Here is a 13,945-nt window from a genome sequence, read left to right on the forward strand (position 1 = left end):
AAACAAAGGTGTAAAAGAAATACAAAGTGAGTTCACTCCAACTGAATAAAAATAGTTGAGAATATTACAAGCGACAAGCGCCAATCATCTGAAATCTTAAATCCAATATCTGGCCATCTTCCGACGGTTCCCACTCCATCATCCCAGGTAAGTAACCTTCTATTGAGGCGGCATCGTCATAGTTTGGAAGACTTATATAACTTGCTTTCCTTTCTACTGAATCATAATCCCAAGATACTAGCCAATCGTCGGAATCTTCTGCCAACCAGTCGATTTCTTCATAGAAAGAACGAAAGTCTTCAGAATTTTGGAAGACTCTTCTTTGAGCGGCAAAGCCTAGACTTCCCTTACTAGCTTGAATCCAAAGTGCATCGACTTGCCTTACTAAGGAGCAGTTCTCGGGGTTAGCCAAAAATACCTCCCACTCGGATAAATCAAAACGTCCTTGAGCAAGAGAATTATCTCCGACAGCAGACAAAAGGATATTAAAGGTTGCTTCATCGGCCATTTCCCACTGCCTCTCATCGAGAAACTGCTCCAACTCTTCTAACCCAGGAGAAGAATTGTCATTATCAAACGAATCGGTTGTTTCTGGTTCTACAATATTATTGGCTCTTGGAACGGCTTCTTCAGTAACCTCCAAGCCACTTAAATTGTCACTCTCATTAGCTGAATTCTCCGAAGGTTCCTCTTTTCCTGAGTCTTCAGTGATTTCAGACTTTAGTTGTGCATAAACTCCACTCGCAAAAACATGAGAATTGACAGAGAAGACAATGCCTGTGGCCAAAAATGAAGCACAACAAATCTTCAAAGACGGAAAAATCATAGCTACTCCCTAAAAGACCATCAGATAATCAATTGAGTTTTGAGTTCCGTTACCATAAAGTAATAATGAATTCTATATCAATCTTCTCGTATTTAAAGATTATGATCAAGTGCTTTATCATAATCATTGCTTATGCAGCAATTTCTGGATGCGAGAAATGCGCAAAAGTCCTGTTGCACAAAGACTGCAGGCAGCATTTTGCTTGCCATAAAAATAAGAAACGTAATGCTCGTATAATATCAAAATTATTGTTAATGAGATCACAATAAAGCCAATAATCGAGAGTACTTTATTAATTAAAGTTCGCAATCTTCAACCATTTCAAACCTTAAGTCTTCAACCTGACCATCTTCTGATAATGGTTCCCACTCCATCAATCCAGGCAAGTAACCTTCTATTGAAACAGCTTTACCATAATCTGGAAAATTTATGTAGTTTGCTTCTCTCGCTTCAATATCATACTCCCAAGATATCAACCAATTATTTGAACCTTCTTCCAACCAATTAATTTGTTCATAAAACGACCGAAAATTTTCGGAAGCTTCATAAACCCTTCTTTGAGAAATAAAGCCCAACTTGCCGTTACTTGACTGACTCCAAAGCTCATCAACTCGTCTCACCAATGAACAATTCCTAGGATTATTAAGAAATGCTTCCCACTCAGAATTGGCAAATCGTCCTTGAGTACGAGAATTACGACCAGCAGCAGTCAAAAGTAGTATGAAAGTAGCTCGATCAGCGTTTTCCCAGTCTTTTCTCTCTAAAGCCTGGGAGAGTTTGGCATAATTCCTAAGGGTCAGAAACCGGGGCACAAAATCTAATGCTAATGCCCCTAAAGAGAACAGTAAAAGGAAAATTAGAAGAGCAACCAGTGGAAACGATATGGATTTCTTCCTCAAAGCAGGCTGATCATCTTCCCAATAAATATCACTTACATTTATTGGCTCTGGAACACGAGTAAGTCCTGCTCGATATGCCTCTACTTTTCTAGGTAGTGCTTTTTTAATATCGCACAAGACTTCTTCGGCAATTTGATATCTTTCTCTGTAATGAGATCTGACCATTTTGTCAATGATACTCAACAAATTCCCGCTTACAGATACATGCTCTTGCCAAAGAATTTCATCATCTTTGTTTCTTGAGAGTTCATCAATAGGTATTCCAGTAAGAGCCTGAATGCAAACAATGCCAAGTGCATAAATGTCGCTATTGAAGCGAGGTCTACCAGCAAACTGTTCAAGAGGCATATATCCTCTTGTACCAATTGAGACAGTTAGAGGATCTGCCCGGATTTGTGTAATAGCATTGGGGTCTCTAATTTTTTTAACTGCACCAAAGTCAATTAATGTGATTTTCCCATCAGTGCGACGACGGATAAGGTTGGCCGGTTTAATATCACGGTGAATAACATCTTTTGAATGAACAAAAGCTAAGACTTCTAATACTTCGATCAGTAAGTTAATGACTTTAGTCTCCGACCATTGAAGACCTAGCACAAATTCACTACTTAAAGGAAAACCATCAATAAACTCTTGAACAAGGTAGAAATTTCCATTGAGCTTAAAATAAGCTAAGAGCCCAGGAACTTGATCGTGTTTTCCAAGATCCTCTAAAGTTTCTGCTTCTCTCTGAAATAGGTCTTCAGCAATCTCTAGTGATTTATGATCTTGAGTAGCAGGCTTTAATAACTTAATGACACACCTCGGAGTTCCTGGTCTGTCTAAATCACGAGCAACATAGGTTTCTCCCCATCCGCCTTCCTGACTTAACACCTGAATGACTCTGTATCTTCCTCTCAATAAGTCGCCTTGTCTCAGCCTAGTGCGGCTTGAGACAAGGCGTTTAGACTTTTGAAAAATAGTTAAAAAAGGGCTCGAGGACATCTGGTATCAAAAGTCATTTATTGAAAGAAAAAGTCTTCACTGGCAATGGCTTTTCATGCCATCCGCGTTGGATCGTACGTACGCCTTGCACTTGCAGGATTAAAGAAAGTAAGGATGGCATGATCATTGGGCAAATGACCAATATTTAGCTGAGTACCGTTCTTGAGTGGATATCCTGTATTAGAGCCAATTTTTTCACCATCTGCAGTGTTAACAAGGCCATTACTACTTGAATGCCCTTGCCCATCGCCATCATAAATCCTGTATTCTGAGCCAATCTTTTCGAGGACTGCATGTCTTCCAGAAAAAACATTCCAGTCGTTGGGAATCTCTAAATCAGCCCATGAGGAGTCACGCCCTAGTTTATAATTACCTTCCTTCAAATAGAATCTTCGAACTTGGCCGTTATATTCAAGCTCAATCCAGGGCGTCAGGGCAGAATCGTTCTTGTTATTAGAGTTTGAAGAATCAAGAGAACCTCTACCAATTGAGGGATCAGATAGAGGTGGAGTAACGCGAGTAGCGTCTTGGCTCACTTGAAGCCTAGAATTTCGAAAGTATTGTTTGCCAACGAGAACTCCAATTCCAGCAGCTACCAAACCCAATACAGTACTTGTCACTATCCAAGTGAGAGAAGAAAAATTAAACGGTGTAGAAGCCACCTCTCTGGGGTTGCTGTCAATAATGAATTCTCCCCTTCTTGCTTCTGCGATTAAGTCGTCAGCTTCAGAATGGTATTCAAACAGTCCCTTAACTTGCTCAAAAGTGATTATGGCACTTTTGTAATCTTTATTCCATAACTCTTCAAGCCCTTGACGATATAGCCTGTCAACCTCTCCCTGTTGATTTTGAATACCGCCAGCATCTCCAATAAACTCCTCTATAGTCGAGGTTGGAACAGCATTCGGAATACTGCCGGTGCCTGAACGAACATCTTGTACCCCGAAGGATATCATTCCGACAACTTCTCCAAGTGTGTTCAAAACTGGACCGCCCGAAATGCCGGTTGAGACTGATGCACTGATTTGAATAACATTAACTCCATCCGCTGTTTTCTTTATCGCGGAAACATTCCCAGGGATATTAGACATTTGAAGAGAAGAATCTATATCCAGAATATCTATATCAGCTTCAGATGGATATCCCAAAACTATGATATCGGAAGCTGGTTCGGGTAAACTTGAATCAGATAGTTTTAAAGTTGGTGCATCTTGAACCTCGATTTTAATAATGGCTACGTCTTTACCTCGTATTTGAGTATTTTCGTCATCAATAGGATCACCAAACGACTCGATTCTAAAAGGGAAGGTTTCACCATTGGGGAGAACAACTCGATTGATAGTCTCTAATCCTCCAACCAATCTTGAACGCTGTCTAATAAACTCTTTCGATTCCTCATCGTCCGAGTAACTACCAGGCTCAAAACCCCCATATTCTTCAAGACGAGCTACGAATTGTTCAAATAAGTCTTCCTCGCATTGCTCAAAAGAATTATCCGTATTGCTAACAACGTGGGCATTCGTCGCTATGTATCCATTCGGGTGAATGACAAAGCCAGAACCTGAACCACCTGATATAACTTCCTCTTGTAACGGAGGAAGACCACCCTGTTCTGAATTAAAAAACTGATAAGTTCCTCTACATCCGTCAAGTATCCGAACAACTGCTGGCTCAGAAAGTTGAATCAACCTTTCTCTAGACAAGTCTGTCTGCGCATAACCAGCAGGCTGAAAAGCAAATGAGGCAATTGGCAAAAATATAGCTGTTAAAGAGAGCTTTGACTTCCAAGGGCGTAGGCCCGGTGTTTTTAACATGACGCTATCCATTTTCCTTCTTTAAATTGACTTGAAAGTTAAATACACAGGGAACATTAAAGAATGAGAAAACTCTTTCATCTAATTATCATAGAATCACCTTCTTCTGAGTGGTTTTTTACCTTTCTTAACAGGCCAGTATAAACAAGTAAGGCTCGCAACTATACATATGATTGAAGACCAGTTTGCTCCATCTCCAAAAGCAGACTCATCATTCCGATGTACAATAACTATTTCACTTAGATGCCAGCAAATTCCACCAAGTAAACCGAACAGTAGGCAGTAGGTAAGAAAGACAGCAGAGTTGGCTGCAAAAGATAAGCTCTTGTAAAAGCCTTTTGAATGATAAGCAAAATATAGAAAAAATCCACTGAGAGTACCACCATAAAAGCCATGCTGGAAACTCCAATTTAATACATCTTCTCGCTTATCTAAAATTGAAACAGGCTGATTCAAACGAGCGAGCAAAAGCCAGGCTAAAATGAGGATTAGGGTAATTATCAATGAAAAAGGGCTTTCAAATAACCTTGCCAAAAAAGTATGTAGGGTAGAGAAAAAATTAAAAGAGGCTTGTGATCTCACCAATCTCTCTTCACCAATAGTTGAACTATTACCTCTTGGCGTTTCTTCAGGAAAAAGTAACTCTCGCAATGTATTTTCAAGCTTTAAAGTTTCTAGTTCAGTATCTTCTATATCTTTTTGCAGAGCTTTGAGCTGACGACCTAACTTATTTTTTTCTACAGCGTTGGTAACATTGCCAAGTTGCCGGGATAGACTCCTATAATCCTCCAGAAGATCACTGTAGAGACTCTCCTGGATGCGGATTTGCTCTCTGATACGCCTCTCTTGTCGCCCTGTCCACATAACTAGCACTTGTTAAAACTACATTTTCAAGTCAAGTTAGCTCAGATACAAAAACTACACTTTGTATAGAACAAGGACTAGTGCAGCGTCAAGACTAAAGCTTAGGGCTGCTTTCTTTGGAAAGACTTGCTAAACAAGAGTTTCGAGGACCGCTAGCCCTAACTCTTAATGCTGACAGAGCGCTAGTAATATTAAATTCAATTCGTGATGCTAAATTCCAGATACAGATGGGTTTTTGTTCAAAAATCCTGAGCGAAGATGCTGAACTTACCTCAACATGGACTATAAGCTCCATTGCTACCGACAAATTTGTATAAAACAATACAAAGATGCCTGGGCTGATATTATTTCCCCAGATTGGTCTAAGTATGCCAAATTCGGCTGAGAACCTCAAGCACTAATTCTTGTTCGTATCAAGATATAAGTTTTGTTCGTGGGAAGGCCTGTTTGTCTTTCCCTATGCATTGGTAAGCAAGTGTTAGGGTGCAAAAGATGATTGTAATCAGACGGTCTTAGTCTTTGACTCAATTCTGCGGACAGCATCTACTCCGGATCAAGCTAGAGCGGACCTTGAGAAATATCCGTACGAATTAGAGTGGATTGGCCAGGGTGTGTCAGACGAGCGAAAGCTTTGTAAGCTTCTATGAAACGTTTGCAGTGATAGGCAGTGATAGGCAGTGATAGGCAGTGATAGGTAGTGATAGGTAGTGAAAGATCGAGTCTAAAGTCTTACCTACTCAGCTCAGCTAGCTTTTGCAAGAAGGCGTCGTGGACTGTATATCAACTGACCCTGTCAGCAGCATCGCCATTTCCAGCAGGTTGGCAAAGGCCCATTGCCAGCCCTTGAGAAACTGCTCCGCCAGTGCCTGACTACCAGTTTGCAACACGGTTTCGACCAGAATGTCCGCCAGAGGCTTACCGCCTATGGGAGCCTTGCCAAACTGATAAACTTGCTCCACCTGCTAGCTGATCTGCTGCACTCGGCCCCAAAGGCGTTGCAGTTCTGCAATCCAGAAGCGTCGGGAACGGTATTCTTCTTCCAGTTGTTGCTGAACCCGTTCTCCGGCACGGATAAAGCAATTCACTTGCGCCTGCCCCGTTTGAGCGTCGCAGGCGGCATATTCCTGCTGGATCACAACCTTGGCCTGCTGGGACAAAATCGCGTCATTGAGGGCTTCGAGCATCGACACCTCGCCCACCTGCACTTGAAGCACCGTTTTAGGTTTGGGCGTTGATCAGGTTACGGATGCCGAGGGTGGCGGAGCCCAGCAGAGCGCATTGTTAAAGAGCAGTACCGCAATGGTCAGCACCCAGAGCACATTGGTAAGGCCAGGAAAATGCCACGTTCAATGGCTCCTTTTACCCAGCCCACGGCAAAGAAAAGGAAAGCACCCATTAGAATGACTTAAGCAAACTGATTGATACTCAGATACAGCCCACTGCTGGAGGCAAAGATATCTTCCCATCGGGCATCCCAGGCCTGCTGAACGGCCTCTAGCTGCTGCACCGTCTGATGCCAACCCCGCCAATGACCTGAGCGGGGAGAAACGCCTGTGATGGTAGGAGAGGGTTGAGCATCGGTTTTAGTTCCTAGAAGAGCCAGTCCCTAGGCACCGGGGATATAAATCGGAGCCTGGGCAGAACTGGCCACCACCTTAAAATGGACAATTGGGCGAACCCTAGTTGTAGATGACGCAGCCGATGAAATTATGATCAAGACCTGAATTCTCTGCGCTGCGATCGCTGGTTTAGGCTAGAATCGCTGGCAGACTTTGGCAGTAACGAAAGCAATGGTACAGGGTTTGACACGGAGCAATAGAGCGCGAGTACAGCTTTTTAGACAGGTTCTCAGACCGGGGGCCGTGGTCCTGGGTGTGATGCTGGCCCCCGCGCTGGGGTTCTGGAACCCGGCAAACGCCCAGTTTCCGCCCTGTCCGCCGCCCTCGGCCAATGAATACCTGCTGCTGGTGCGCAGTAACACCGAGGCCGAGCGCGATCGCGTGCAAGACCTGCTGCCCTCCAACAGCACCGTCCTGGTCTGCGACTACCTCAACGATACGGTCGTGCGGGCGGGCGGCTTTACCAACCTCGAAAATGCCAACGCCTGGGCCCAGTACATGACCGAGGTAGAAGGGTTTCAGGCCTTTGTCGCCCGACCGGCCACCACCGTAGCCCAGCCTGCGCCGCCAGCCAGCGGTACCGCACCCAGCGAGACTGCCGAGGCTCCGGCCAATGGCACCACCACCCCAGCTACAGGCCCTGCCCCCAGCAATGGGAATGGGGCCTCAGCTAACAGCAGCACTCCTACTGCGGCTCAGCCGGGGCAAACCGCCTACGCACCCCAGCCGCTGGGCACAGGATTTGCAGTGCTGGTCGACTACCAGTACCAGCCCGAGAAGGCGATCGCCATTCAGCGCCAGGTGGGCCAGGCCGTGGGGCTAGCGGTGCACCGCCAGCGCTCATACCTGCTGATTGCCCACAGCCCCGACGTCGATGGCGCAGCCTCTACCCTTTCGGTGCTCACCAGCCTGAATATTCCTGGCTTCATTGTCGATAGTCAAGATGTGGTGATGCTGACCCCAGCGGTAGCGCTCACGGCCCAGTGAGGGCTAACACCCGATCCGAATCGCATACCCCGATTCCAAACAAGCGGCTTGCGTAGGGGCAAACGGTGTTTGCCCAGCCCAATCGGGGGTAGCTAAGGCGGATTCGGTATAATGCCAATTGTCTATGCCGCTAGCGCAGCACCCTCAACAATAAAAACAAAAATAGCCGTTCCCTTCGACTTCGCTCAGGGAACAGCTATTTTTTGGGCAAGTTCGATTTGGTACAAGACCCTTGGTTGGAGCAGAGATGCCGAGGGCAAACAACCGTTTGCCCCTACGGGTGAGGGTTTAAGCGATTGGCTTAATACGCCGGAGCCGCCAGGTAGGAAATCATCACGCCTAAAATAGACCCAGCAATCACCTGAAACGGGGTGTGACCCAGCAGTTCTTTGAGGCGATCTTCGCGCAGCTCGGGCTTTTCTTGAAACAGCTCGTCAATAATTTGGTTGAGCACCTTAGCCTGCAGGCCCGCCGCCTGGCGCACCCCCGCCGCGTCGTACATAACAATAATTGAAAATACTGAGGTGGCAGCAAATAGGGGGCTTGACCAGCCCAGGGTTTGGCCCACGCCGCAGGCCAGCGCCGTCACCAGGGCTGAGTGGGCGCTGGGCATGCCCCCTGTACCCACCATCACCCGCAGGTTGAGCTTACGGTGGCGCACCAGCTCGATAAAGGCCTTCAGCACCTGGGCCGTCAGGCAGGCAATCAGAGCCACAATCAGCACGTGGTTGTTGAGAATATCGCTAATACTATCCATCGGCTCAGGCAACCCTAGGGCGTGTCGTTAATTTAGTAGGTGCGCGCAACAATGTAATCTGCGATCGCCAGCAGCGGCAGGCGCAGGTCGCCAAATCCGGCCAGACTTTCTTTCGCCGCCTCAATCAGCTGGTTGGCCTGGTGACGCGATTCTTCTAGGCCCCAGAGGCTGGGGTAGGTCACCTTCTGGGCGGTAATGTCTTTGCCTACCGACTTGCCCAGGGTTTCGGGAGTAGAGGTAATGTCGAGAATGTCATCGACAATTTGAAAAGCTAGACCAATGCGCTGGGCGTACTGGCGCAGATGATTGACATCGTCATCGCTAGCTCCAGCCAGCATGGCCCCAGAGGTCACCGAAATTTCGAGCAGCGCCGCCGTCTTGTGGTTGTGGATGTAGGTCAGGGTCTCTAGCGTTACGTCTGGATTGCCCTCGCTGGCCAAGTCGACAATTTGCCCACCGACCAGCCCTTCGCCGCCCACGGCTTTGCCCAGGCCAGCAATTACCCGCAGCATCTGCTCTGGGGCAGCCCCCCGCGTTTGGGTAGCCACGTGCTCAAAGGCGTAGGCGAGCAGGCCGTCCCCGGCCAAAATCGCCACATCTTCACCGTAGACCTTGTGGTTGGTGAGGTGGCCCCGACGGTAGTCATCGTTATCCATGGCGGGCAGATCGTCGTGGATCAGCGACATGGTGTGGATCATTTCCAGGGCACAGGCGGTGGGCATGGCCATCTCAAGGCTGCCACCGACCAGTTCGCAACTGGCCAGACAGAGAATAGGCCGTAGTCGCTTGCCCCCGGCCAGCAGCGAGTAGCGCATGGCTTCATAGAGGGTTTCGGGGTAGCGCAGGGCCAGAGCGTGGTCGAGGGCGGCCTCTACCCGCTGACGCTGCTCTGCCAGGTAGGCCTCCAGGTCAAACTGGCCAGCATGTGACGGTCTGGAATCGAGGGAGTTGGTTGGCACCATAGCAGCGACAGGCAGGTTGAGAATAGATGGAGAACGGGTTGGAACTGAAACGGGCTTAGACAAAATCGTCCGCTTAACTGGCCTTTTAATAAAGGCTAGAGGCGGTTACGGTAGCTGGTAACGGTGTTTTCGAGCAGCATAGCCACCGTCATGGGGCCAACGCCACCCGGCACCGGGGTAATGGCTCCCGCCACCGGCTGCACCGAGGCAAAGTCGACATCGCCCACCAGGCGGGCTGACCCATCGGGCTGATCAACCCGATTGATGCCCACATCAATAACCACGCTGTCGGGTTTGACATCAATCGCCGTAATCATGCCGGGGCGACCCACCGCCGCCACTAGAATATCAGCTTGCCGCATCAGCGCGGGCAAATCGACGGTGTGAGAATGGGCCAGGGTGACGGTGGCGTTGGCCTCGATCAGCATCAGGGCCATGGGCTTGCCCACCAAAATGCTGCGGCCCACCACCAGGGCGTTGGCCCCCACCAGGTTGATGTTGGCAGCCTCTAGCAGGCGGATGACCCCGTAGGGAGTGCAGCTGCGCAGGCCCGGTTCGCCCCGCACCAGTCGCCCCAGGTTGATGGGGTGAAGCCCGTCGACGTCTTTATCGGGGTCGATGGTGTTGAGCAGGGCGACGGCATCGAGATGGTCAGGCAGGGGCAGCTGCACCAGAATGCCGTCAACGTTGGGGTCGGCATTGAGCTGCAGCAGCAGGGCGGCCACCTCGGCCTGGGTAGCGGTGGCGGGCAGGTGCTGACCGTAGGAAGCAATACCGACCTGGCTGCAGGCCCGTTCTTTGTTGCGTACGTAGGCGGCGCTGGCGGGGTTGTCGCCCACCATGACCACCGCCAGCCCCGGCGGACGATAGCCCTGCTCAGTAAGGGACTGAATCTCCTGGGCTAGCTGGGTTTGGATTTGGTTGGCGAGGGCTTTGCCGTCGAGCAGTAGAGTCATGGCCGGGGTGCGCTAACCTGTATCTCGGGTATCTCAACTAGAGGGATATTCGGTAACCCCCAGGTCAGGTTTGGCCGAAGCCGAGGATTCCGACGCTTTACAGTGTCTCAGATTTTGCTCCTCTGTTGTGCCCCCGTTGAGTCTTTGGGGCCAGCGATCGCCGGTAAGTGCTGTAATCTCACTCCTACGAAAGGTCCGATGACTCACTTAAAGCGCCGTTTTACTAGCTGGTTTACCCGCCGTTTTACCCGCTATGGAGTGGTTGGGGGCAGCGTTGGCCTAGCTCTGGTGGCCATGACCAGCTGCGGGGCCAGCCTCGATGAGGCAGTGGGCTACGGGCTGCGCGATCGCCTCAGCACCTGGCCCGGTCTGGCCAGTCTCGACCCGGTGACCCCAATTGCTGAAGCTAGCCAGAGCCAAGGGTCTACCGTGTATCTGGCGGGTACGGTAGAGCGGCAGCTGCCTCTGGTGAGCCAGGGACTGTACGAACTGGTAGATGAATCAGGGGCCATTTGGGTGTTGAGCAGCGCTGCGCCGCCCGCTGTGGGCACCTCGCTCACCATTCGGGCCACCCTTCAGTACGAGCAAATTTTGCTGCAGGGCCAAGACATTGGCCAGTACTATGCCGCCGAGCTAGAGCGTCTGCCTCAGGAATAGCTCTCGTGACTAGGGAAATTTCCGTAATCGCCCAATGGCGTTCTTTCTCCACTGTAGGCGCATGGAAAATGGTAGTCTCTTAGAAATGCTGTGTATAGACAATTCAAACTGGTAGGAGAGGATTAGGGTAAATGAAACAACTGGTTGGCCTACTCGTCGCGCTGGCAGTGCTGTTAGGTTGGGTGAGTAGCCCTGCTGTGGCGCAGCCCATCTCTGGGGCAGACCTCTTTAGCGCCCCCATTGAGACCATGGCCTGGCTGGCAAAAGTCTCGCCTCAAAATGCGGTCGACGCTAAATTAAACACCGAGTACGGCGCTAAGCTCGACTTGAATAACGCCAACGTGCAGGGCTTTAGAAAGTTTCCGGGCCTCTACCCCACCCTGGCTCGTAAAATTCTGCTCAACGCGCCCTACGATAGCGTAGACGATGTTCTAGATTTGCCTGGGCTGAGCGATCAGCAGCTCAACATTTTGAAGGCAAACCTCGACAACTTTACGGTTACTGTGCCTGATTCTGCGTTTACAGAAGGTGGCGATCGCTTTAACAACGGCGTTTATAAGTAGGCAGCGGGTTATCCCTCTGCTCATGCCTTTGGCCCTGGCTGATCACGTTGACCCTACAGGTCAGCGATGACTGGCCGGGGCCTTTAAGTATTCACCCTTTATTCAAGTCTCGACCCTGGCTCGTAAAATTCTGCATATAGCTGTAGCCAGTCTGGCGAGGACTGTTTCCCTGAGAACGTTCAAACGTTTGAACGTTCTCAGGCTTTATGGATGTCCTAACCCAGGTGACTCTGGCTATATCCTTCAAATCATCACCAAACCACCGTTGGGAGCTGCCCTTGACCAAGCCTGATTTAGCTTCAGCCCAGACCACCCGCTTTGATGTGTTGGTGATTGGGGGAGGGGCCGCTGGACTCTATGCTGCGCTGTCGGTTCCTCCCCAGTGGCGGATTGGGCTGGTGACCAAAGACACCCTGTCGATTTCGGCCAGCGATTGGGCTCAGGGTGGAATTGCCGCTGCGATCGGGGCTGACGATGCGGTGTCGCTGCACGTGGCCGATACTCTGGTAGCCGGAGCCGGGCTGTGTGATCCAAACGCGGTAGAGCATTTGGCCAGCCATGCGTCTGCCTGTATTGAGCGCCTGGTCGATTTAGGGGTGGCCTTCGATCGCACTAAGGGGCAGCTGGCTATGACCCTGGAAGCCGCCCACTCACGCCGCCGCGTGCTCCATGCCGCCGATACGACCGGCCGAGCGATCGTGTCGATACTAGCGGAGGCGGTGCTACAGCAGCCCAACATCACCGTCTTTGAGCAGGCCTTTGCCCTCGATCTATGGCTAGAGTCGGGTCGGTGTCGGGGCGCTTTGGTGGTTCACGACCAGCGGCTGTGCTGGCTGTCGGCCCAGGCTACGGTGCTAGCCACGGGCGGTGGCGGTCAGGTTTATGCCCAAACCACAAACCCTGCCGCCAGCACAGGCGATGGGGTGGCGATGGCCTGGCGAGCCGGGGCGCAGCTGCGCGATTTGGAATTTGTGCAGTTTCACCCCACGTCATTGGCCCAGCCGGGGGCACCGCCCTTTTTAATCAGCGAGGCGGTGCGCGGCGAGGGGGCTCATTTGGTAGATAGTAAGGGCGATCGCTTTGCCTTTGAGTACCACCCCGATGGCGAACTGGCCCCGCGCGATGTGGTTAGCCGAGCCATTTTTCACCATTTGCAAAAAACGGGCGATCGCCAGGTGTGGCTCGATCTGCGCCCCATTCCGCCCGATCGCGTGCAGTACCGCTTTCCCAATATTCTGCAGGTGTGCCGCCATTGGGGCTGGGATCCGCTGACGCAGCCTATACCCGTGGCCCCCGCCGCCCACTACTGGATGGGGGGCATTACCACCGATATTCACAGTCAAACCTCGATTCCGGGCCTCTACGCCGTGGGTGAAAATGCCAGCACGGGGGTGCATGGAGCCAACCGATTGGCCAGTAATTCGCTGCTAGAGTGCCTGGTTTACGGCGCTGAACTGGCCCACCTGCCGCTACAGCAAGAGCCAGCCGCCCCAGATATGCCCACGGTTGAACCACCGGAGGCATCGATTGTGCCCTCGCTAGAGGCCTCCGCCCAGGGCTGGGAGCACGCCGATGACGTTTGGGCCGCTGTGCAAGAGCAGCGGGAGCGACTGACCCTGCTGATGTGGGATGCCGCCGCCATTAGCCGCAGCCAGGAAGGGCTTGAGGCCGCGATCGCTACCCTCAGCCAGTGGCGCACCGAGTGGCAACAGCACCCTCTACAAGCGCTACATGCCCTTCCAGCTGGTGAAACCTACTCCCTACCTAAAGACCTGAGCTGGCCGCTAGTGAGGGCCTGGGGCGAACTGTGCAACCTGCACGACATTGCCTGGCTAATTCTCAACAGTGCCGCCTTTCGCACCGAAAGCCGGGGCGGCCAATTTCGCCAAGACTATCCCCATAGCAGCCCTGAATGGCAGGTACATACGGTAGTGGAGGGCGATCGCTGGCAAAAATCTCCCGCCATTCAGGCCTAGCCCTACCGCAGTTTTGGATTAGCGATTTTGGGCCTCAGGCGTCTAAAGTTGCCCCTCATCCACCCATCCACCCATCCACCC

General features: G+C 50.7%; 13 protein-coding genes. 4 read left to right on the forward strand and 9 right to left on the reverse strand.

Going from position 1 to position 13,945, the window contains the following annotated elements:
* Positions 1–64: 64 nt before the first annotated feature.
* From IQ273_RS08320 to IQ273_RS08345, 6 genes are all read right to left on the reverse strand, one after another.
* Positions 65–826 carry a GUN4 domain-containing protein gene (locus IQ273_RS08320; RefSeq protein ID WP_194022706.1) on the reverse strand — a complete coding sequence of 254 codons (762 nt, stop codon included), beginning with the start codon at positions 824–826 and terminating at the stop codon, positions 65–67.
* Positions 827–1,122: 296 nt separating this feature from the next.
* Positions 1,123–2,598 (reverse strand): protein kinase domain-containing protein, encoded by a 1,476-nt coding sequence (locus tag IQ273_RS08325; RefSeq protein ID WP_194022707.1) that lies wholly within the window; start codon positions 2,596–2,598, stop codon positions 1,123–1,125.
* Positions 2,599–2,762: 164 nt separating this feature from the next.
* Positions 2,763–4,523, reverse strand: a complete 1,761-nt coding sequence (locus IQ273_RS08330; RefSeq protein WP_194022708.1) for a trypsin-like peptidase domain-containing protein — start codon at positions 4,521–4,523, stop codon at positions 2,763–2,765.
* Between the two features lie 96 nt (positions 4,524–4,619).
* The gene (locus IQ273_RS08335; protein ID WP_194022709.1) at positions 4,620–5,387 is read right to left on the reverse strand and encodes a hypothetical protein; all 768 of its coding nucleotides are present in this window, start codon (positions 5,385–5,387) and stop codon (positions 4,620–4,622) included.
* Between the two features lie 746 nt (positions 5,388–6,133).
* Positions 6,134–6,346 carry a hypothetical protein gene (locus IQ273_RS08340; RefSeq protein ID WP_194022710.1) on the reverse strand — a complete coding sequence of 71 codons (213 nt, stop codon included), beginning with the start codon at positions 6,344–6,346 and terminating at the stop codon, positions 6,134–6,136.
* A gap of 3 nt (positions 6,347–6,349) precedes the next feature.
* Complete coding sequence (locus tag IQ273_RS08345; RefSeq protein ID WP_194022711.1) at positions 6,350–6,601, reverse strand: hypothetical protein; 252 nt, start codon at positions 6,599–6,601, stop codon at positions 6,350–6,352.
* Between the two features lie 648 nt (positions 6,602–7,249).
* On the opposite strand from IQ273_RS08345, the gene IQ273_RS08350 reads away from it, so the two are divergent.
* Positions 7,250–7,993 (forward strand): hypothetical protein, encoded by a 744-nt coding sequence (locus IQ273_RS08350; RefSeq protein ID WP_194022712.1) that lies wholly within the window; start codon positions 7,250–7,252, stop codon positions 7,991–7,993.
* Between the two features lie 301 nt (positions 7,994–8,294).
* On the opposite strand, the gene IQ273_RS08355 is transcribed toward IQ273_RS08350, so the two are convergent.
* From IQ273_RS08355 to folD, 3 genes are all read right to left on the reverse strand, one after another.
* Positions 8,295–8,750, reverse strand: coding sequence for a divergent PAP2 family protein (locus IQ273_RS08355; protein ID WP_194022713.1), 456 nt, complete (start codon positions 8,748–8,750; stop codon positions 8,295–8,297).
* A gap of 32 nt (positions 8,751–8,782) precedes the next feature.
* Positions 8,783–9,712 carry a geranylgeranyl diphosphate synthase CrtE gene (crtE, locus tag IQ273_RS08360; protein ID WP_194022714.1) on the reverse strand — a complete coding sequence of 310 codons (930 nt, stop codon included), beginning with the start codon at positions 9,710–9,712 and terminating at the stop codon, positions 8,783–8,785.
* Between the two features lie 95 nt (positions 9,713–9,807).
* A complete protein-coding gene (folD, locus tag IQ273_RS08365) occupies positions 9,808–10,668 on the reverse strand; it encodes a bifunctional methylenetetrahydrofolate dehydrogenase/methenyltetrahydrofolate cyclohydrolase FolD (RefSeq protein WP_194022715.1) in 861 nt (286 codons plus the stop codon).
* 198 nt (positions 10,669–10,866) lie between these two features.
* On the opposite strand from folD, the gene IQ273_RS08370 reads away from it, so the two are divergent.
* The 3 genes from IQ273_RS08370 (at position 10,867) to nadB (ending at position 13,864) form a co-directional block, all read left to right on the forward strand.
* Positions 10,867–11,325, forward strand: a complete 459-nt coding sequence (locus tag IQ273_RS08370) for a hypothetical protein (protein ID WP_194022716.1) — start codon at positions 10,867–10,869, stop codon at positions 11,323–11,325.
* Positions 11,326–11,456: 131 nt separating this feature from the next.
* A complete protein-coding gene (psbU, locus tag IQ273_RS08375; protein ID WP_194022717.1) occupies positions 11,457–11,888 on the forward strand; it encodes a photosystem II complex extrinsic protein PsbU in 432 nt (143 codons plus the stop codon).
* Positions 11,889–12,166: 278 nt separating this feature from the next.
* On the forward strand, positions 12,167–13,864 hold the full coding sequence (nadB, locus tag IQ273_RS08380) for an L-aspartate oxidase (RefSeq protein ID WP_228052566.1): 1,698 nt from the start codon (positions 12,167–12,169) through the stop codon (positions 13,862–13,864).
* Positions 13,865–13,945 lie beyond the last annotated feature (81 nt).

It is taken from the genome of Nodosilinea sp. LEGE 07298, assembly GCF_015207265.1.
In the GTDB taxonomy this organism is placed as follows: domain Bacteria; phylum Cyanobacteriota; class Cyanobacteriia; order Phormidesmidales; family Phormidesmidaceae; genus Nodosilinea.